Origin of the sequence: Metabacillus schmidteae, from assembly GCF_903166545.1 — a bacterium.
GTDB classification, from domain to species: Bacteria; Bacillota; Bacilli; order Bacillales; family Bacillaceae; genus Metabacillus; species Metabacillus schmidteae.
In genome coordinates this window covers 2,228,788-2,249,303 of the sequence record NZ_CAESCH010000001.1, presented here as the reverse complement: position 1 = coordinate 2,249,303, position 20,516 = coordinate 2,228,788, and the positions used below count along the sequence as shown (strand labels likewise).

Sequence of the window (20,516 nt, the reverse complement as noted above, 5' to 3'; positions counted from 1 at the left end):
AACACCTCCTCAATATGTATGATTCTATATAAAAATATAGAATTCCGTTCAGAAAAATAGGTCTTTAAATTGGAAATTTTAAGGATTTGTATAGGTAAAACGTAATATTTTTCATTTATGTAACAAATAGATGACAAGGTAAGGTTCAATCCGGATATGTGATAAAATAGTTATAATTTAATCATATTGGACGGATTAGTTATTTTAGCCCTCCTGTACATACTATTTTGGAACTATTTAATTTATTTAAAAGAGGTGGACATGGATGAAAAGATCAATACTTATCATTTTCATTATTCCAGTCGTTGTTCTTTCCTCCTGCGAAAACATTTTATTTTCAGAAGGGCCCACAGATTTTGCTCTTAATAGAGACAAACAAATTGTGTTTTATTCTGATGACGAAAACATAGATAGAGAAGCTATTTATTATGATGCGTTATTAGACATCAAAGAAGAATTCCCTGAAGAATTCGAGAATATGAGAGTGGTATCTGAGAATACTGATGAACACATGTATGAGGTTGATACATATCCTTCTCTTTTAGTGGTATCAAAGGAAAAAATCCTTGTTCAAATTGAAGGAATTGTTTTATCAAAAGAAGACATTTTAGAGCCTGTTTCAAATGCATTATTAGATTAAGAAAGTGAGGTATCTCATTTTCTTTTTTTGAATTAATCATCGTTTTTTTAAACTAAACCATTAAAAAAGATGCTAACCTCATAAGTTAGCATCTTTTATTTATTATTTTACAATATGGATCGGACTACCAATTGCAACTTCAGCAGCTTCCATTGTAATTTCACCTAGAGTAGGGTGAGCATGAATTGTCATAGCAATATCTTCAGCTGTCATTCCAGCTTCGATCGCTAAACCTAGTTCAGAGATCATATCAGAAGCACTTGGCCCAGCAATTTGCGCACCAATGACTAATCCATCTTCTTTACGAGTAATAAGCTTTAAGAATCCATCTGTATCATTTAATGATAATGCACGACCATTAGCAGCAAATGGGAACTTCGCAGCTGTTACTTCGATTCCATCCTCTTTAGCCTCTGCTTCTGTGTAACCTACAGATGCAAGTTCAGGCTCAGAGAAGACAACAGCAGGAATACCAAGATAGTCAATTTCAGCTTTTTCTCCAGCAATTGCTTCGGCAGCAATTTTTCCTTCATAAGAAGCTTTATGTGCTAATTGAGGACCTTCAACAATATCACCAATTGCATAAATGTTAGAAATATTAGTGCGGCATTGCTTATCAATTTTGATAATTCCTCTATCAGTCATTTCAACACCAACTTGCTCTAAACCAAGCTCATCAGTATTTGGACGACGTCCAACTGAAACTAATAGATAATCAGCTTCAATTGTTTTTTCTTCACCATTCACTTCGAATGTAACTTTTACGCCATTTTCATTTTCTTCAACGCTTTTCGCTGAAGCTTTTGTGTGAATCTCAGCACCTTTTTTCTTAAGGTTACGTTTTACAATAGCGCTCATTTGTTTTTCGAAACCTGCTAGAATTTCATCAGCAGCTTCAATGAATGTTACTTCTGTTCCAAAGTTAGCATAGGCAGAACCAAGTTCGATTCCAATTACACCGCCACCAATTACAACTAACTTTTTAGGGATTTCTTGAAGGTTTAATGCACCTGTTGAGTTAATTACACGCTTTGTATATTTGAAAACAGGGATTTCAACTGGGCGTGAACCTGTTGCAATGATACAGTTTTTAAATTTGTAAGTTTGTGAAGATGTTTCATCCATCACTTTAACTGTTTCATTATCCACGAAGTAAGCTTCACCTGAAACGACATCAACTTTATTACCTTTAAGTAATCCAGCTACACCGCCAGTTAATTTTTTTACAACACCTTGTTTGAATTCTTGAACTTTAGAGAAATCAACTGTTACATTATCAGCTTTAATACCCATTTCTTCAGAGTGTTTAGCTGTTTCGTAACGGTGACCTGCAGCGATTAAAGCTTTTGAAGGAATACATCCAACGTTTAAGCATACTCCTCCAAGTGTTGCTTTTTCTACCACTGTTACTTTTTGCCCTAATTGAGCAGCGCGGATCGCTGCCACGTATCCGCCAGGGCCTGCTCCAATTACAAGAGTATCTGTTTCAATCGGAAAATCTCCTACTACCATCGATTACGCCTCCATTAAAATTAATTGTGGATCGTTTAGTAAACGCTTGATGTGGTTAAGAGCATTTTGAGCTGTAGCACCATCGATCATTCTATGGTCAAAGCTTAAAGATAATGCTAATACTGGAGCTACAACGATCTCTCCATCACGAACAACTGGTTTTTCTGCAATACGACCAATACCTAAGATTGCAACTTCAGGGTGGTTAATTACAGGTGTAAACCATTGTCCACCAGCTGAACCAATGTTTGTGATTGTGCATGAAGCACCTTTCATTTCATTTGGTGCAAGCTTACCTTCACGAGCTTTTGAAGCTAGTCCATTAATTTCATCTGAGATTTCAAAAACAGATTTGCGTTCTGCATTTTTTACAACTGGTACAAGAAGACCTTTTTCAGTGTCAGCAGCAATACCGATATTGTAATAATGTTTTTGGACCACTTCTTCTGTTTTATCATCAAGAGATGTATTAAGAACAGGATACTTTTTAAGCGCTGAAGTAAGTGCTTTTACTACGTACGGTAAATATGTTAACTTAATTCCCTGCTCTGCCGCAACATTTTTGAATTGTTTTCTGTGAGCAACTAAGTTTGTTACATCAACTTCATCCATTAATGTTACGTGTGGAGCTGTATGTTTGGAATTAACCATTGCTTTTGCGATTGCTTTACGAATAGGGCTCATTTTTTCACGAGTCTCTGGGAAATCTCCCTCTGGAATCGCTTGAGCTGCTGGCTTCGCTTGTTTTTCTTCTTTAGCAGATGGCGCTTCTTCAGTTGCAGGTTTTGCTTCAGCTGGTCCTCCACCTTGCAGGAATGAATCAACATCGTCTTTTAGCACGCGACCATTTTTACCGCTGCCGGATACTTGACGAATATCAACATCTTTCTCACGAGCATATTTACGAACTGACGGCATAGCAATAACGCGTTTGTTCGGATCTACTTCAACCTCTGGTTGTACACCTGCTTGTTTTTCTTGTTTAGGTGCTTCTTCTTTTTTTACATCTTGACCAGCTTCCGCAGTAGATTGAACCTGTGCTTCTGTTTTTTCTTCAGCTTTCGGCTCATCATCACCATGATCACCTTTGAATTTTAGGTTCTCATAACCTGGTGCATCAAACGTAATGATAGTTTGACCTACAGTCGCAACTGTACCTTCTTCAACGTTAACCTCAGTTACAGTTCCTTTAACAGGTGATGGAATTTCTACAACTGCTTTATCATTTTGTACTTCTGCAAGGACATCATCTTCTTCAACTGTGTCACCTGCTTTTACAAACCACTTTACAATTTCACCTTCGTGGATACCTTCACCAATATCAGGCAGTTTAAATTCGAATGCCAAATCATTCTACCTCCTAAGTAATTGTATTTATGTCAATTATAATTGTTGGGCCATATTAAAAATTGATAACTTTTTTAGCCGTTTCAAGAATATCTTTATAAATTGGAAGCCATATATTTTCAGCTTCTGTAAATGCATATACAGTATCAGGTGCAGTTACTCGTAATACAGGAGCCTCTAAACTTAAAATAGCACGCTCATTAATTTCAGCTACAACGTTTGCCGCGATACCAGCTTGTTTCTGTGCTTCTTGAACAACGATTGCACGACCTGTTTTTTCAACAGATGCGATGATTGTCTCAATATCTAATGGGCTGATAGTACGTAAGTCAACAACCTCAACTGAAACGCCATCTTTTTCTAATTCTTCCGCTGCTTTTAATGATTCGTGAACCATTGCACCGTAAGTAATAATAGAAAGGTCTGTACCTTCACGTTTTACGTCTGCTTTTCCAATTTCAATTGTGTATTCATCTTCTGGAACTTCTTGACGGAATGAACGATATAATTTCATATGCTCTAAGAAAACAACCGGGTCGTTGTCACGAATAGCAGAAATTAATAAACCTTTTGCGTCATAAGGAGTTGAAGGAATTACTACTTTTAATCCTGGTTGTTGAGCAACTAGCCCCTCTAAGCTATCTGCATGAAGCTCTGGCGTATGTACAAATCCACCAAATGGAGAACGGATTGTAACAGGAGCTGTCCATCGACCACCTGAACGGTAACGCATACGAGCTAATTGACCGCTTAAGGAATCCATTACTTCGTATACGAAACCGAAGAATTGAATTTCCATTACCGGGCGAAATCCAGTTAAACCGAAACCAACAGTTAAACCACCGATACCTGATTCAGCAAGTGGAGTATCGAATACACGATCTTCACCAAATTCTTTTTGAAGTCCTTCCGTCGCACGGAATACGCCACCATTTACACCAACGTCTTCTCCATAAACAAGGACGTTTTCATCGTTTTTTAATTCGGTGCGTAGTGCATCAGTGATGGCTTGAATCATTGTCATTTGTGCCATGGCTTACTTCGACTCCTTTGCTTTGTAAATTTCATATTGCTCTTTTAAGTTATAAGGCATTTCTTCGTACATGATTTCCATCAAGTCCGTTACCTTTTGTTTTGGATATTTGTCTGCTTTTTGGATCGCATCTTTAATATCTTCTTTTGCTTGTTCGATTGTTTTATTTTCTTCTTCTTCGTTCCAAATACCTTTGTCTTCTAAGAACTTGCGGAAACGAACTAATGGATCTTTTGCTTCCCACTCATTTTCCGTCTCTTTCGTACGATAGCGCGTTGGATCGTCCCCAGCCATTGTGTGTGGACCATAACGGAATGTTAAAGTCTCGATTAAAGTAGGACCTTCACCGTTGATAGCACGCTCACGAGCATCACGAACAGCTGCGTATACTGCTAGAGGATCCATACCGTCAACTTGAACACCTACGATACCAGCAGCAACCGCTTTTTGAGCGATAGTCTGTGCAGCAGATTGCTTTTCAACTGGAGTTGAAATTGCATAACGGTTGTTTTGTACAACGAAGATCGCAGGAGCTTTGTAAGCACCAGCAAAGTTAATTCCTTCGTAGAAGTCACCTTGAGATGCACCGCCATCACCTGTATATGTGATTGCAACTGCTTGTTTCCCTTTCTTTTTAAGACCAAGGGCTACACCAGCTGTTTGAATGTATTGCGCACCAATAATGATTTGTGGTGAAAGACAATTTACACCTTCAGGCATTTGGTTACCATGGAAATGTCCACGAGAGAATAAAAACGCTTGGTATAATGGAAGGCCATGCCAAATGATTTGCGGAACATCGCGATATCCCGGTAAAATCCAGTCTTCTTTTTCTAGTGCAAATTGTGATGCAATTTGAGAAGCTTCTTGCCCAGCTGTTGGAGCATAGAAACCTAAACGTCCTTGACGGTTCAAAGAGATAGAACGTTGATCAAGAATACGTGTATAGACCATGCGACGCATCAGTTCTTTTAATTGCTCGTCACTAATTTCAGGCATTGCCGCTTCGTTTACGACTTTACCTTCTTCATTTAAAATTTGGAATGTTTCAAACTGCTTCGAAATAGCTTCAAACTGCTTCTTACTGTCAACAACAGCGCCTTTTGTTTTTGCAGCCATCTTATAACCTCTTCCTTTCCGTTTTAAGAGTTGCCCAATATTGATTGATCTTCCATCTTTTCAAAATTGAACATATTAATATTAGTAAGAGAATTCCAATATTCACAGCAATAGGTTACCCTAAATTCATTTGGATGACACAATTTTTTTGAATTCAACTCTTCTTACCTTTCATACCACTCACGAGATGTATAAAACGTTCTCTATGTATGGATCACGAACTTTAATAAGTTCATGCTGTATTAGTTAAAATTTTAATCAAACTAATACACGTTAACAATTCATTTACAAGTTTACACTAATAATTTCACCTCCGTCAATTAGTTTGTATATGGATTTTTTTATTTGAAATCAATTTACAAACTTGAATCCCTAAAACTGTATTATTACAAATAGATCATCTGTAACAGTGTTGTTAGTACAGTTATCTTACTATTTTACATTCGACTTATGTAAATCTAGAAAAAAAAAAGAGAATGACCTTTTTGTTTAGGCCACTCTCTTCTATTCATTACTTAGTTTCAACGTTTAATTCTGCTTTTTTGTAAAAATCCATTTTTTGTTTATTGTATTGCTCTGTTAATTTATTAAATTCTTCATTTTGCTCTATAACTGTTTTATATGCTGCATTTATTTTTGTTAAATGAGTTTCAAATTCTTCTATCGTTAAATCTTTCTTTTGTAACATTGTATATAATTCCTTATCTAATGAAAGTGAAGTTTCATAATTCTCAAATAGCGTTTCATAGGATTTATAACGGTCTTCCATTGTCGTTTTTAACTGATTTGCAGCCTCTTGTATCGGTTCATCTGTAATATTTTCAATTTCAGTCGTTATTTCCTCAAATTTTTCTTTTGATGCGACAATACTTTCATGCTCTTTTTGAAGTTTTTTCTCTCTATCTTCTATAACTGTTAGCGCTTCTTTTGATAGTGAAACAACTTGATCAAATTCACTCATTCCCAAATCCATGATTTTGTTATAAAGCTCAGATTCCTTCTTTTCAAGCTCAAGAAGCGGCTTCTGCTGTTGTTTAAAAGTGTCTTCCTGCGAGGCAACATCTTCTAAAATTTGATAGATATTTTCTTCCGGTGAAGGACCGAAGCAACCTGTTAGTAAAACTGTACATATTAAAAGTATAAAAACCGATTGTTTCTTCAACATCTTTCTAATTCCCCCTAATCCTTAAGACAGTTTCTACTATAATGTGTTAAGGATATTTTCACAATCTTTTTTTATATCTTATTTATATTAATTGGAGATTAACAATATTTTTGATTTTTCATCAAAAATATATGAATGCTCGTCTTATAGTTAGACCACTTTTTTCAAAAAAATCCCCACTGTAATATAAGGATAACTTCATTATATTAATCCTTAACGTTTTTCTTTTCGTTTTTTATTCGTTCATTTATAATCTAAATATATATTGTGATATGGAATGTTTCTACATAGAATTATATAGACAATAAAATCGTCACCGTGTTAAAAAGGAGTGTTACAGCATGATTACTATGGAAGATATTATTAGAGAAGGACACCCAACGTTAAAAGAAGTAGCAAAGGAGGTTATTTTACCTGCATCTGACGAAGAACAGCAGACATTAGCTCAGATGCTTGAATATGTGAAAAATAGTCAAGATCCTGAAATATCTGAAAAATATGGATTAAGACCAGGGATTGGTCTTGCAGCTCCACAAATTAACGTGTCAAAACGAATGATTGCCATTCATACATTGGACGAAAAGGGAAATCAACACAGCTATGCCCTTTTTAACCCCAAAATTGTTAGTCACTCTGTTGAAAAAAGTTTTTTAACTTCTGGTGAAGGCTGTTTATCAGTTGATCGAGCTGTTCCTGGAATTGTTCCTCGTTATGCTCGTATTCGGGTCAAAGCCACTACCCTTGAAGGTGAACAAATAGATATCCGTCTAAAGGGACTTCTTGCCATCGTTTTTCAACATGAGATTGATCACTTAAATGGTGTTATGTTTTATGATCATATTAATACAGATAACCCCTTTCAAGAACCTGAAAATGCAATACCAATTGAAAGGTAAAAAAAGCATGGGATTATAAGTCCCCTGCTTTTTTTCATTTCTTTACTAAGAGTGAACGAGCGATCTACAGAAGTTTTTCCTTCAGTTTTTCTCCTACTGTAATAAAAAGAAACAATTAATTCTCAATAATTCCCACTTATCAGGATGTAAAAGAAATGAATCTTCTCCATATACTAAAATTGAAAAAAATATTGAACGGCATCTCTAACAAAATCTATAAAGGAGGTTTTTATTATGTTAAAAAAATTAAAGAAGTCACTCCGTAATCAATGGAACCATTTACTTAGAAGAAAAACAATCGCATAAATCATTCACTTAACAATAAATAAAATAAAGAACTGCTGACACTTTTCCCGATTTACTTGGCTTGTATACGAATATCGAATATAATAGAAAAAGTTAGTCTAACATTCGGAAGTTAAGGAGAGATTTGGTAAATGATTTTTAAAGTGTATTATCAAGATAAAATTTCTGAGGTGCCTGTTCGAGAAAGAACAAACACTCTATATATTGAAGCAACATCTGAAGAGGATGTTCGATCTAAATTAAAAGAGCGTGGTTATAACATCGAATTTATCACTCCTGTTGATGGGGCATATTTAGAATATGAAAAGCAAAGTGAAAACTATAAAGTATTGGAGATCTGATTGTTATGAAATTTGTCAAAAATGACCAAGTTGCTGTGTTTGCATTAGGTGGACTTGGTGAAATCGGTAAAAACACGTACGGTGTTCAATTTCAAGATGAAATTATCCTTATCGACGCCGGAATAAAGTTCCCGGAGGATGAACTCCTTGGAATTGACTATGTCATTCCTGATTATTCGTACTTAGTAAAAAATGAAGACAAAATAAAGGGACTATTTATAACGCACGGACATGAAGACCATATCGGGGGTATTCCGTATTTACTCCGTCAAGTTAATATTCCTATATATGGCGGGAAATTAGCTTTAGGTTTACTTCGAAACAAATTAGAAGAACATGGACTTTTACGTCAATCAAAATTAATTGAAATACAAGAAGACGATATTATAAAGTTTAGAAAAACATCTGTTACGTTTTTTAGAACAACACATAGTATTCCTGATTCATATGGAATTGTTGTCAAAACACCTCCAGGTAATATCGTACATACGGGTGATTTCAAATTTGATTTTACTCCTGTAGGGGAGCCAGCAAATTTAACAAAAATGGCAGAGATTGGCCGAGACGGTGTCTTGTGTTTACTATCCGATAGTACAAATAGTGAAATTCCAAACTTCACTATGTCAGAAAGACGGGTTGGCGACAGTATTCATGAAATATTCCGTAAAGTAGACGGTCGAATTATCTTTGCAACATTTGCGTCCAATATTCACCGTCTACAACAAGTGGTAGAAGCAGCAGTTTCACATGGTCGTAAAATTGCAGTGTTTGGACGCAGCATGGAGGCAGCTATCCAAATCGGACAAGATTTAGGTTATATTAGTTGTCCGAAAGATACATTTGTGGATGCACATGAAATTAACCGAATGCCTGCTCACAGAGTAACAATCTTATGTACAGGTAGCCAGGGTGAACCAATGGCAGCATTATCACGTATAGCAAACGGCACTCATAGACAAATTCAAATTATACCTGGAGATAATGTTGTATTTTCTTCTTCTCCAATCCCAGGAAACACATTAAGTGTCAGCAAAACAATTAATCAGCTTTTTAAAGCGGGTGCAGAGGTTATCCATGGGCCACTTAACGACATTCATACATCTGGACATGGTGGACAGGAAGAACAAAAGCTAATGCTTCGCTTAATGAAACCAAAATATTTCATGCCAATTCACGGTGAATACCGTATGCAGAAAATGCACGCGAGGCATGCTGTAGATTGTGGTGTTGAAGAGGAAAATTGCTTCATCATGGACAATGGAGAGGTTTTAGCGATAGGTGATCGAGAAGTTGGAGTTGCCGGTAAAATACCTTCAGGAAACGTATATATTGACGGAAGCGGCATTGGAGATATCGGAAATATCGTGCTTCGTGATCGACGTATCCTTTCTGAGGAAGGTCTCGTTATTGTTGTTGTAAGCATTAACATGAAAGATTTCAAAATTGCTGCAGGACCAGACATTATTTCAAGAGGATTTGTGTATATGCGTGAATCAGGCGATTTAATCAACGATGCTCAAACTCTTATTACGAAACACTTGAACAAAATTATGGAACGTCGTACTAGTCAATGGTCTGAAATTAAAAATGAAATTACCGATACCCTTTCACCATTCTTATACGAAAAAACCAAACGTCGTCCTATGATCCTTCCAATTATAATGGAAGTTTAATTCTCTAAATAGAAAAAGCCGTCACTCAAGTGACGGCTTCTTCTATTTTTAGCCAAGTAATCGTTTTTCAAAACGGTTTATATCAGTATCTGCTCCAATGACAATGAGGATATCATTTTTTCTAATAATTTCATTTGCTTGTGGTGAAACGATAATATCTTTATCTCTTTTCATCGCAACTATATTAATTCCATATTTCGCACGAATATCCAGATCAATGATTGAATGACCGTTGAGTTTTTCATTTGCAACAATTTCTACGATACTGTGCTCATCAGAAAGCTCTAAATAATCTAATACATTGTTTGAAATAATATTATGCGCAATTCTTCTTCCCATATCTCGTTCAGGATGGACAATTCGATCTGCTCCAATTTTCGAGAGGACTTTTTCATGATAATCATTTTGAGCTTTTACTGTGATATGCTTTACACCAAGTTCTTTTAAAATTAGCGTTGTTAAAATACTTGCTTGTATGTTATCACCTATCGCAACAATGACATGATCAAAGTTACGTATACCTATACTTTTTAATACCGTTTCATCAGTTGTATCTCCGACAACAGCATGTGAAGCAATATTAGCAAATTCATTAACTTTATCTTCATCTGTGTCAATCGCCATAACTTCCATACCTTCTTCACTTAATGCTCGGCAAATACTACCTCCAAATCGTCCAAGTCCAATTACTGCAAATTCTTTTCCCATAAGTATTCCTCCACTTATCAACAATAAGAAAACTAGGCCAAATCTAGAGTAGTAATAGCCTTAGTTTTCTAGATTATCTCCAATAATATAACCATACTCCCAAATAGTAAAAAGAAGACATAAATTTGTTGAGCATTATTTCAAATCCCTATCAAAATCGTATCATAAATCAAACTTAATTTACAGAAAAACTACAGAATGAAAGATTCAGGAATTATGATAAAATAATTAGAATAAAATATGACATAATTCAAATTTTTACTTAGTTAAGAATTTGGTTTTTTGTTATATATACATCGGGGGAATAAATCTTGAATAAAATACCTACTATCATTTTTCCATATATTATTGGATTTTTAGGTGGCTATATTTTTTATATTTGTCATATTCCACTTGCTTGGATATTAGGCCCCATGACATTCTTAATTTTATGGCGCTCAAGTTTTAAGAACTATAGTCAATTCTCTCAGCCAAGTATATTAAAAAATGGATCATTTATTATCTTAGGAATTTCATTTGGGCTTTCCTTTACAAAAGAAACTTTTCTACTAGTGGGACCTTATTTACTACCATTTTTAGTTACTACTATCTTATTGATTATCATTAGCGTAATAAACGGTGTTCTGATTAGTAAGCTAGTCAATATCGATCGAAATACAAGTATTTTTGCATCCATACCTGGTGGACTAACTGAAATGGTTGCAGCAAGTGAGTCAGTTAAAGCAAACTCCTCTCTTGTAACCATTTTTCAAACTGTAAGACTTTTAACTGTCGTTTTTTTAGTTCCTTTTACAATACAACATATGTTTGAACCAAATCATACTGTACAGAATATTGTTACAATAAGTGAAAACCCCAGTATCTTTACATATGGCTGGTATATAATTGCCGGTTTTGTTGGGTGGAGCCTTAGAAGAGTATTACCTGCTTCATTTGTCATTGGTCCACTACTCACAACCGCTTTATTAAACATTCTTGGATTGAACTTACCTGCATTTCATGAATCATTTTTCATATTTGCTCAAGTCTCTATCGGTGTTGGATTTGGTCTCATGATAACATTTCAGGATCTTAAAAACGGAGGAAAATATTGTGGACTATATTTTTTAACAACATTATTACTGATTGGTGTTAGTTTTGGTTTTGGTTATATATTTTCTCTTATTACCGACTTAAATTTAGGAACTGCGATGCTTTCATTCGCACCGGGCGGTCTTGTTGAAATGGTATTAACTGCTTCGACTATCGGTGCTGATCCAGCAATAGTTAGCTCCCTTCAATTCATTCGATTAATATTTATTATCAGCTTTGTACCAAGCATATTGAAATACAGTATGAAAAAGGTTCAAAGCAACCATCTTAGTGCATAAAAAATACGCACATCTATTGTTTTCCATACAGTGAACTAGATGTGCGTAGTTATTAATTTATGATCTCTTCCATTCGAAGTTTACAAATCACAGCTTTAATTTGAAAATAATCGATTTCATTCGGTAAATTTTCCTTTAATGGCTTTAATAGATCTCCCCCGATTTCTTGAATTTTATCTGTTATTACTCTTTCTTGCTCACTTGTAATAATCCTTGACCAATTAATTGATAGCCCCTCTTCAATAGCACGAATGATATGATTTTGAACTGTGATTTCTGTTATACCTCGCTGTTTGACAATTTGTTTAATCGTGAAGTTGTCATTAAACAATTGAAATGTTTGAAGATGACTTGGGGTTTTATCAGGATTTTCACTTATTGTTTTGCTAGTAACTTTATTATTAGTTTGAGACCTTTCCACCTTTACATAATCACATATAGCAGAAATAAATGTTTCCCCATAGCGTTCTAATTTTGTCTGTGCAACACCTTTGACTTCTAAAAATTCATGATCATTTGTTGGGCATTTAGTACTCATATCTTTTAAGCTACTGTCCGAAAAAATAATATATGGTGGTACACCTAATTCTGATGCAAGCTCTCTCCTTATCATTTTTAACTTATCAAATAATTCATCATTTACTTGGATAGCCTGAACAGTCATTTGCTCTTTTTTGAACACTTGTTTTTTCTCCACCAATATCTCCATTGCTTTATTCGTAAGCTGTAATATAGGATATTGAGCATTTGTTAATGACAAATAACCTTCAGCAATTAAAAAATCAATAAAATCAACAATTTGCTTTTCTGTTTTATTTTTCATTAGTCCATAAGTGGAAAGTTTTTGAAAATTAAATTGAGCAATTCTTTTATTATTCGACCCTTTTAAAACTTGGGCAACTAAAGTTTTTCCAAATTTCTCGTTCATCCTTTTTACACAAGAAAAAACCATAAGGGCATCCTGAGTCACTTCAATCTTAGTACGTGTATCACGACAATTCATGCATTTCCCACAATCCACTTCAGGAATTTTTTCTCCGAAATATTCGACAATATAGGACTGGATACACTTTTCTGTATGACAGAGATCCACCATTTGCTGAAGCTTTTGATATTCATGCATCTTTTTGTCATGATTAAGGTTAGATTGTTCAATTAAAAACTTCTGAAGCTGTATATCTTGTCCCGCAAATAAGATAAAGCATTCACTTGGTTCACCATCTCTTCCCGCACGTCCAGCTTCTTGATAGTATGCTTCAATATTTTTAGGTAGGTTATGGTGTATCACATAACGGACATTAGATTTATTGATTCCCATTCCGAAGGCATTTGTTGCGATCATAACCTGGTATTCGTCATACAAGAATCGATCCTGCTGCTCCGCTCTAGCATGTTCAGACATACCAGCATGATATTTACCGCATTCTATACCGCTTTTCTCTAAAAAATTTGATAAATCATCAACTTCCTTACGGGTTGCTGCATATATAATGCCTTGTTCACTAGGATTTGCTTTTACATATCTCAAAATAAAATCCCTTTTATTTTCACCTTTTACTACATTAAATGTTAAATTATCCCTTGTAAAACCAGTTATAAATGTATGTTCCTGTCTTAAATCCAACAATTCACAGATATCCGCTGTTACTTCCTTTGTTGCAGTAGCGGTTAAAGCGACAACTAATGGTTTTTCTGGAAGTAATGCAATCATTGACTTTATTGATCTATAGCTTGGTCGAAAATCATGTCCCCACTGTGAAATACAATGCGCCTCATCAATCGCTACCATGGAAATCGGAAGTGAAACAAGTAGTTCTCGAAATAAGTTAGATTCTAGTCTCTCCGGAGCAATATATAAGATTTTATATGCCCCTTCGCCCAGTTCATTCATTCTTTCATTCAGTTCATATGCAGATAAACTACTATTAATAAAAGTAGAAGAAATACCAACACTCGATAGTGCGTCTACCTGATCTTTCATAAGTGAAATTAACGGAGATATGACAATCGTGATCCCTTCAAGTATTAATGCCGGAACTTGATAACAGATTGACTTTCCTCCACCAGTAGGCATAATAGCCAATGTATCGTTACCTGTTAATAAACTTCTTATAATATCCTCTTGTCCCTTTCGAAAAGAGGTATACCCAAAATATTCTTTTAAATATTCTTCTGCTTTTTGAAACATCTTATCACCCTTGTATTAATTGGTCTTTCTTTTTTTACATTAATCTAAGTATAACATGAGAATGATATCTCGTAATTTTAGTATAATTGTTCTTTTTGAATGGAAAAATGCCATTTTTATATATAAAAGGAGAAAAAACAGGTATATTCTTCTTCTAAGATTTACTTATAGAAACATAAATTTTCTTTTTTCACTAAAAAAGCTAACTCACTACTCTTCATATAGAAGAGAATGAGTTAGCTTACATTTTATTTATGAATCCATACAGCACCAGCCGAGTTATCTTTTGCTTCGCCTATCACTTCAAACTTTAAGCCGTGATTTGGAACAATACGACCAGCATCCGGAATTGCAGAATCAATATAGCTATTTGAATCATCAAACTTTTTCACGCCTTTGTAACCTACAAACTCATAAGCTCCGCGAGTTGGAGAATCTACAAAGAATTCTGGGGTTTTATCAAAAGAAAACGCAGCATCAGCGATTTGATAACGAGTACTTTGAGAAACAGTTTTTTGACCATTTAATAGACCGAATACTGCCTCTGGATGTGAATCAACTACACCTAGGAAGCCTTGTCCAGGATGTACTCCTACCCAGTTATCGGTATAGCTTTCATCTCCGTACCAAACGAGTAATCCAGTATTATATACCGCTCCGCGAGAATAGGCTAAAGCTTTATCAGATCCTTCATAGTTTCTCCACTCAAGATAATAATAATTGTTTGCTTTTGAGTAACCATTAGTTACAATAAATCCATCTAATGTTACTTTTTCTTGTCCTTCAGCATCATCAGAGAAAATTTCCGTGCCATTTGCAGATACAGAAATATTATCAAGCGCAAAACCTTCAGGAGCCAGACCTCCGTCAGTTACATACTCGAAAACTAGTTTTACTTTTTTACCAGCAAATTGACTAAGGTCATATGTTTTCTCAACCCAGTTACCTTTTGTTGTTTCCATTCCGTCTTCAGTATTTTCATCTCCGATTACGTCCAACTCCACAGTTTGCCCATCGCTTGTTACAGCATTGACATAAACATAGTCATAATCATATTCTACTTCGAACCATTGTAACGCCTTAAATTCTGCCGTCTTTGCATTCGTCAAATCAAATACAGGTGTTTCAAGATTTGTGTGAAGGTCGTCACCCTTTGTACTGTAGTAGTATTTTTCACCACCAGCTTCATCAGGCAGGAATCCTTTTACGTTTTTCTGTGGTAAATTTACTTTTACGATCCCAGGGTTATTAGATTTTGTTACACTTTGATCGATATACGAGGCAACACCCAATTTCGTAACATCCTCATAATCTATTTCTAGTATATTTGCCCAGTTCCCTCCCATAGTCTTTTGGAAGAACTCCTTATTTTGGGGAGAAAAACTAGTTGGTGCTGTCCCAGCTATATTACCATTCCAGCTTCCGCCACTCATTATTGACCATGAAGCGACAGGTTCACCTTGACCTGTATATTGTGTATCATATTCGTCCGGCAGTCCTAAATCATGACCAAATTCATGGGCAAAAACACCAACTGCTCCATCTTCCGGTTGTATTGTATAGTCAAAAGCAGCCATTTCACCGCCCCAGTAGTCTACTTTCGCTTGAGATCCGGGTACAGAATATACACCATCTAATGTCCAACGATGAGACCAAATAGCATCATCACCTTGCTGTCCACCGCCTGCTTCTTGACCTGTGCCAGCATGAATTATCATAAGATGATCGACTAAGCCGTCTGGTTCAGCTTGATTACCATCACCATCTAAATCATAAAGATCAAATTCATCATATTCAGATAAATCCATACCGGATTCAACTGCTGCATTTAACGCTTCTTTTACTAAATCACGTGGCCCAAGGGGATCAAGGTTGTCATGACCTCCACTAGGGTTATCGTCACCATAGTCAGCTGCATTACCCGGTACCGTTAACCAATCCGAGACAGTTCCATCAACCGTATAGCTTCCACCTGATTGTTCTTCATAATATTGTTTAAACGTTTTCACTTTCTCCCCGTTGAATAATTTGAATTCTTTATCCCCAAACATTAACTTTTCATAATGCTCACGGCTAAAGTCATCAGCATACATATATCCCTCTTCTTGTTCGATATTATTATGTTTGAAGTTTTCAAATTCAGTCAGAAGAACAAGAACTTTATCAGTGCGGACATCTTCATTGTATGGAGCTTGCTCAGCTGATTTTACTTTTACTGCACCATTTGGTTTACCTTTTTTATAATTTTCATGACCTTTGCTTAGTTGTTTAGCAAGCTTGTCCTTTTGCTTTGTAAGAAAATCTTTTGTTTTCTTATCCATTAATACTTCTTCTTCATGTTTTTGTGAGACCTTACCAGGCTTTTCACCTTGTTTCTTTTCAACATAATTCTTTACTGCATTTTTTACTTGTTGACTATTAGCATTCTTCGAAACCACACCTTGTTCTTTTAAAGCGTTTGCCAATCTTTCATCAGGAATAATGTTCCAATCGATAGGTGGGGATTCTTCTACCTTGTTTACTGCTTGCACATTCGAACCGTTTGGTAAATATGTACTAAATAAAAGCCCCCCCATAACAACCGAGCTAGCAGTAATCTTCAGTGCCTTTTTCCATCTCTTGTTTCTGATCATAATACCCCTTTTCAATTTCCTCACTTAAATCCCCCTTCTTCAAGTTGAAATCTTTTAGACATATTCTAAAAGTTTCTACTAAACTATTAATAACTACAACATTATTATAATCTTTATATAAATATAATAAATAGTTCGAAGATTCTATTTTCTGAAAATTTAAACAAGTCCTTTTTCCCTACATATCCAAATTTATCTAGGTCATTATAAGTATATTTACAATCTCTAAAAATCACTTTAATATCAATAATCCCGACAGGTTATCTCACAATGAATTTTTAACTCAAAATACACAGAAGAATCCCATTACCTGTTAAACTCATTCTTTCACACATGCTTTAAAATATTTTAGCTTTAAAGCTTTTCATTATTAAAGAATATTATTCTATAAAATATTCTGGTGAAAATATTACATTTATGACAAAGCTGTGACGTTCTCTTATCAACTAGATAAAAGCCCCCAAAAAACTGCAAAGTTCTACAAATTCTATAGATAAGTAATGATGAAAAGAGGTTTTTATATAATGTTTTCAACAACTGAAATTGGAATAGATCTAGGAACAGCAAATATACTCGTTTATACAAAGAACAAAGGAATTGTACTCAATGAACCATCTGTAGTAGCTATTGATACTGTTTCTAAAAAGGTATTAGCTGTTGGTTCAGAAGCCAAAAGCATGATCGGAAAAACACCTGGGCAAATTGTAGCTGTTAGACCCTTAAAGGATGGTGTTATCGCCGATTACGATATTACAACTGATATGTTAAAACAGATTATGAAGATTGCATCTAAAAAACTAGGAATGTCTGTAAGAAAGCCGACAGTAGTCGTATGTACTCCTTCTGGAGCAACATCTGTAGAAAGAAGAGCCATACAGGATGCAATTCGAAGCTCAGGAGCTAAACAAGTTCATTTAATAGAAGAACCTGTAGCTGCTGCCATAGGAGCTGATTTACCTGTTGATGAGCCGATTGCAAACGTAATTGTTGATATTGGCGGAGGAACAACTGAAGTAGCGATTATTTCGTTTGGCGGTGTCGTTTCGTGCCATTCCATTCGAATTGGCGGAGATCAATTAGATGAGGATATCATTCAATATGTTCGTAAACATTACAATCTATTAATTGGTGAAAGAACAGCCGAACAAATGAAAATGGAGATTGGCTATGCATTAATCAAACATGAAGAAGAATCAATGGAAATCAGAGGTAGAGATTTAGTGACAGGTCTTCCAAAAACAATTACTGTCACATCAACAGAAATGCAAGAAGCAATGAAAGAGTCACTATTACACATATTAGAAGCTATTCGAGCAACACTGGAGGATTGCCCTCCTGAATTAAGTGGAGATATTGTAGACAGAGGTGTCATTTTAACTGGTGGTGGAGCACTCATGAAGGGACTTCAAGAATGGGTCAGTAATGAAATGATTGTTCCTGTTCATATTGCTCCAAACCCATTAGAATCTGTTGCAATTGGTACTGGTAGATCTCTTTCTGTTATCAGTAAATTACTTAAAGCAGCGAAATAGAACTAAGCGCAAGCGCCTTTCCTATACGAGACAAATGGATTAAACCTGCTATTTTAGAAGTGGGTTTAATTTTTTTTTTACTAACTATTAGCCTCTTTTTTACTTTTTACACAAACTTCACAATTTAGTTGCATCAATTCTTTTATTAGTGAATACATTATATCTGGTTTACCAGTAATAAAAAATTCTGGAAAACCGAAACAATATCTTATGTTTTTTCGTTAAATTTTTGAGTACAAAGGAGGCACATTAGTGAAGGATTTAAGTAGACGTTTTATTATCAGTTTAACATTAGCCGTCATTATCATGGGGGGGATGAGTGTTTCACTAGCAAATATGCCAGGTAACCCATCTGAAAATGATGAGGTTGTTCAAGCTGTCAGCGAATAAGAAAAAGCGAGGTTTACAATGTATGTTTATTTATAACAAATCCACCATTCAACATATCTTTCCCTTTTTGTTTCCGATTACTGCCTTGTTTTTATTTTTTAGCGGATGGGGAGGCTCATATACTATTCCGGTCTTCGTCATTCTATTGTTACTGGGATTCGCCTATTCATTTGTTTCAATGATAACTAAAAAGGCTGTTATTGGATCCATTATTAACCTTTACGTAATCGGAATCTTAATGTTTGGTGGAACAGTAGTATACTTCATCGCATTTGCGAATGAAATATAAATACATAAAACAAAGCATTCAAGTAGAAATTAGGTACCTCTTCTTGAATGCTTTGTTTATTTATTCTCTAAACGCTCTATCACCTATAATTTTATTTGTAATGTCATCTGAAGGTGGATTATGTAACCCTGCTCTTACATCGCGATAATATCGTTGAAGAGGATTTGAATAATACAAACTTTGGCCTCCAACAATTCTCATCGCTAAGTCCACGACTTCAACCGCTGTGTTTGTCACAACTGTTTTTGTTACAGCTAAATCGTATGCTAATTTACCTCTTTCCTCTTGAGGTGTTTCATCCCATTTATTAGCTGTTGAATATAATAAGGTCCTCGCAGTGGTTAGCTTAATATCTATTTCTGCGATCTTTCGTCTTACCTCTGGCACTTCTTTTATAGGATGGGGCAGGCTTGTCGGCTGATAAGTTTTAGCAAAGCTTACAGCTTCATTTCTCGCAGCCAGAGCGATTCCAATGTAACAAGCCGGTATATGAAGAAGCCAACCTTGAGCAGATGGTCGCTCCTTCTTCTCTTTCCTCTCCACTAGGGCATTCTCTGGAAGATGAACATTTGTTAAAATAAGGTCATCACTTCTTGTTGCACGCATACCTACTGTATCCCATGTCTCCTCAATTACGACTCCTGTTGTACTTCTAGGAACAAGAAAGTCACCGATCTCACCTGTTTCTTCAATTGTTGCAGGAACAATGAAATAATGAAGAGCTGGCGCCAATGATGTAAAGATTTTTTTCCCGTTAATAATCCAATGGCCATTTTCTTTAACAGCGATTGTCTCCGGTTTTCCTCCTCTAGCTGGACTTCCGGAATTAGGTTCTGTTGCAGCACTATTAATTAGTGCTTTAGTTGAAATGACCTCATGACAAACACGTTTATAAATCTCTTTATCCCATTTCTGAGTCACATGTAAGTGCATCATTAATCCTAAATGCCAACCTAAAGACAAAGCAGTGGCACCATCGCCTTGAGCAATCTTTTCCTGTACTAAAAGAAATTCATATAAACTCACTCCATGTCCTCCAAATTCCTTTGGAATGGTAAGATGAAGATATCCTTCTTCTTTTAGTGCATCAAAATTTTCAAAAGGAAATACTCCATTTCGATCATAATAATCTGCTCGCTCGGCAAATTCTTTTGATAACTTATCTGTTTTCAATAGCCAATTTCTCTGGTTCGTTGTTTTTATAAATTGCTCATCCAAATAGTTCACGATATCACCTCATTACTTTTATTGTATTCATTTTCCATCCCAACTGAAAGTATTTTAACTTATGTAAGGGCTTATTATTTCATCTATTGAATTGTTTTGTTACAATATTAGCGATATGATGTTTCAAGTTATCTATATTTCCTGATA

General features: G+C 35.4%; 17 protein-coding genes. 8 read left to right on the top strand and 9 right to left on the bottom strand.

The window, feature by feature from the left end; translation table 11 throughout:
- The first annotated feature begins 265 nt into the window (after positions 1–265).
- Positions 266–640, top strand: a complete 375-nt coding sequence (locus tag HWV59_RS10715) for a hypothetical protein (protein WP_102232041.1) — start codon at positions 266–268, stop codon at positions 638–640.
- A 102-nt stretch (positions 641–742) separates the two neighbouring features.
- Here HWV59_RS10715 and lpdA read toward each other — a convergent pair whose 3' ends face one another.
- The 5 genes from lpdA to HWV59_RS10690 form a co-directional block, all read right to left on the bottom strand.
- The gene (gene lpdA / locus HWV59_RS10710) at positions 743–2,152 is read right to left on the bottom strand and encodes a dihydrolipoyl dehydrogenase (protein WP_175638826.1); all 1,410 of its coding nucleotides are present in this window, start codon (positions 2,150–2,152) and stop codon (positions 743–745) included.
- A gap of 3 nt (positions 2,153–2,155) precedes the next feature.
- Positions 2,156–3,499 carry a dihydrolipoamide acetyltransferase family protein gene (locus HWV59_RS10705; RefSeq protein WP_175638825.1) on the bottom strand — a complete coding sequence of 448 codons (1,344 nt, stop codon included), beginning with the start codon at positions 3,497–3,499 and terminating at the stop codon, positions 2,156–2,158.
- Between the two features lie 55 nt (positions 3,500–3,554).
- Complete coding sequence (locus tag HWV59_RS10700; protein ID WP_102232038.1) at positions 3,555–4,532, bottom strand: alpha-ketoacid dehydrogenase subunit beta; 978 nt, start codon at positions 4,530–4,532, stop codon at positions 3,555–3,557.
- A 3-nt stretch (positions 4,533–4,535) separates the two neighbouring features.
- Complete coding sequence (gene pdhA / locus HWV59_RS10695; protein ID WP_102232037.1) at positions 4,536–5,651, bottom strand: pyruvate dehydrogenase (acetyl-transferring) E1 component subunit alpha; 1,116 nt, start codon at positions 5,649–5,651, stop codon at positions 4,536–4,538.
- Between the two features lie 511 nt (positions 5,652–6,162).
- Entirely contained in the window at positions 6,163–6,816 is a 654-nt protein-coding gene (locus tag HWV59_RS10690; protein ID WP_175638824.1) for a YkyA family protein, read from the bottom strand.
- Between the two features lie 341 nt (positions 6,817–7,157).
- Between HWV59_RS10690 and def the strand changes: the two genes are divergently transcribed.
- The 3 genes from def to rnjA all read left to right on the top strand — a co-directional run bounded on the left by def (position 7,158) and on the right by rnjA (position 10,032).
- Positions 7,158–7,712: a peptide deformylase gene (gene def / locus HWV59_RS10685; RefSeq protein WP_102232035.1), complete on the top strand. Its 555-nt coding sequence runs from the start codon at positions 7,158–7,160 to the stop codon at positions 7,710–7,712.
- Positions 7,713–8,149: 437 nt separating this feature from the next.
- A complete protein-coding gene (locus HWV59_RS10680; RefSeq protein WP_102232034.1) occupies positions 8,150–8,359 on the top strand; it encodes a DNA-dependent RNA polymerase subunit epsilon in 210 nt (69 codons plus the stop codon).
- Positions 8,360–8,364: 5 nt separating this feature from the next.
- Positions 8,365–10,032 (top strand): ribonuclease J1, encoded by a 1,668-nt coding sequence (rnjA, locus tag HWV59_RS10675; protein ID WP_175638823.1) that lies wholly within the window; start codon positions 8,365–8,367, stop codon positions 10,030–10,032.
- 48 nt (positions 10,033–10,080) lie between these two features.
- Here rnjA and HWV59_RS10670 read toward each other — a convergent pair whose 3' ends face one another.
- Complete coding sequence (locus HWV59_RS10670; RefSeq protein ID WP_102232032.1) at positions 10,081–10,740, bottom strand: potassium channel family protein; 660 nt, start codon at positions 10,738–10,740, stop codon at positions 10,081–10,083.
- A 311-nt stretch (positions 10,741–11,051) separates the two neighbouring features.
- Between HWV59_RS10670 and HWV59_RS10665 the strand changes: the two genes are divergently transcribed.
- Positions 11,052–12,110 (top strand): AbrB family transcriptional regulator, encoded by a 1,059-nt coding sequence (locus tag HWV59_RS10665; protein WP_235991708.1) that lies wholly within the window; start codon positions 11,052–11,054, stop codon positions 12,108–12,110.
- 52 nt (positions 12,111–12,162) lie between these two features.
- Here the strand turns inward: HWV59_RS10665 and recQ are convergent, their stop codons facing one another.
- Positions 12,163–14,298, bottom strand: coding sequence for a DNA helicase RecQ (gene recQ, locus HWV59_RS10660; protein WP_102232031.1), 2,136 nt, complete (start codon positions 14,296–14,298; stop codon positions 12,163–12,165).
- A gap of 248 nt (positions 14,299–14,546) precedes the next feature.
- Complete coding sequence (locus tag HWV59_RS10655) at positions 14,547–16,931, bottom strand: immune inhibitor A domain-containing protein (protein WP_407941630.1); 2,385 nt, start codon at positions 16,929–16,931, stop codon at positions 14,547–14,549.
- Positions 16,932–17,455: 524 nt separating this feature from the next.
- Here HWV59_RS10655 and mreBH point away from each other — a divergent pair.
- The 3 genes from mreBH (at position 17,456) to HWV59_RS10640 (ending at position 19,142) form a co-directional block, all read left to right on the top strand.
- Entirely contained in the window at positions 17,456–18,463 is a 1,008-nt protein-coding gene (mreBH, locus tag HWV59_RS10650; protein ID WP_175638822.1) for a rod-share determining protein MreBH, read from the top strand.
- A gap of 252 nt (positions 18,464–18,715) precedes the next feature.
- On the top strand, positions 18,716–18,853 hold the full coding sequence (locus tag HWV59_RS10645) for a protein YkpC (RefSeq protein WP_175638821.1): 138 nt from the start codon (positions 18,716–18,718) through the stop codon (positions 18,851–18,853).
- A 22-nt stretch (positions 18,854–18,875) separates the two neighbouring features.
- Positions 18,876–19,142: a hypothetical protein gene (locus HWV59_RS10640; protein WP_175638820.1), complete on the top strand. Its 267-nt coding sequence runs from the start codon at positions 18,876–18,878 to the stop codon at positions 19,140–19,142.
- 60 nt (positions 19,143–19,202) lie between these two features.
- Here HWV59_RS10640 and HWV59_RS10635 read toward each other — a convergent pair whose 3' ends face one another.
- Entirely contained in the window at positions 19,203–20,369 is a 1,167-nt protein-coding gene (locus tag HWV59_RS10635) for an acyl-CoA dehydrogenase family protein (RefSeq protein ID WP_235991707.1), read from the bottom strand.
- Between the last annotated feature and the right edge of the window lie 147 nt (positions 20,370–20,516).

Coding starts and splice junctions, on each gene's coding strand:
- HWV59_RS10640 (WP_175638820.1), top strand. CDS start 18,876: ATGTTTATTTATAACAAATCCACCATTCAACATATCTTTCCCTTTTTG.
- def (WP_102232035.1), top strand. CDS start 7,158: ATGATTACTATGGAAGATATTATTAGAGAAGGACACCCAACGTTAAAA.
- pdhA (WP_102232037.1), bottom strand. CDS start 5,651: ATGGCTGCAAAAACAAAAGGCGCTGTTGTTGACAGTAAGAAGCAGTTT.
- HWV59_RS10655 (WP_407941630.1), bottom strand. CDS start 16,931: ATGATCAGAAACAAGAGATGGAAAAAGGCACTGAAGATTACTGCTAGC.
- HWV59_RS10670 (WP_102232032.1), bottom strand. CDS start 10,740: ATGGGAAAAGAATTTGCAGTAATTGGACTTGGACGATTTGGAGGTAGT.
- HWV59_RS10715 (WP_102232041.1), top strand. CDS start 266: ATGAAAAGATCAATACTTATCATTTTCATTATTCCAGTCGTTGTTCTT.
- recQ (WP_102232031.1), bottom strand. CDS start 14,298: ATGTTTCAAAAAGCAGAAGAATATTTAAAAGAATATTTTGGGTATACC.
- HWV59_RS10700 (WP_102232038.1), bottom strand. CDS start 4,532: ATGGCACAAATGACAATGATTCAAGCCATCACTGATGCACTACGCACC.
- mreBH (WP_175638822.1), top strand. CDS start 17,456: ATGTTTTCAACAACTGAAATTGGAATAGATCTAGGAACAGCAAATATA.
- HWV59_RS10690 (WP_175638824.1), bottom strand. CDS start 6,816: ATGTTGAAGAAACAATCGGTTTTTATACTTTTAATATGTACAGTTTTA.
- lpdA (WP_175638826.1), bottom strand. CDS start 2,152: ATGGTAGTAGGAGATTTTCCGATTGAAACAGATACTCTTGTAATTGGA.
- rnjA (WP_175638823.1), top strand. CDS start 8,365: ATGAAATTTGTCAAAAATGACCAAGTTGCTGTGTTTGCATTAGGTGGA.
- HWV59_RS10680 (WP_102232034.1), top strand. CDS start 8,150: ATGATTTTTAAAGTGTATTATCAAGATAAAATTTCTGAGGTGCCTGTT.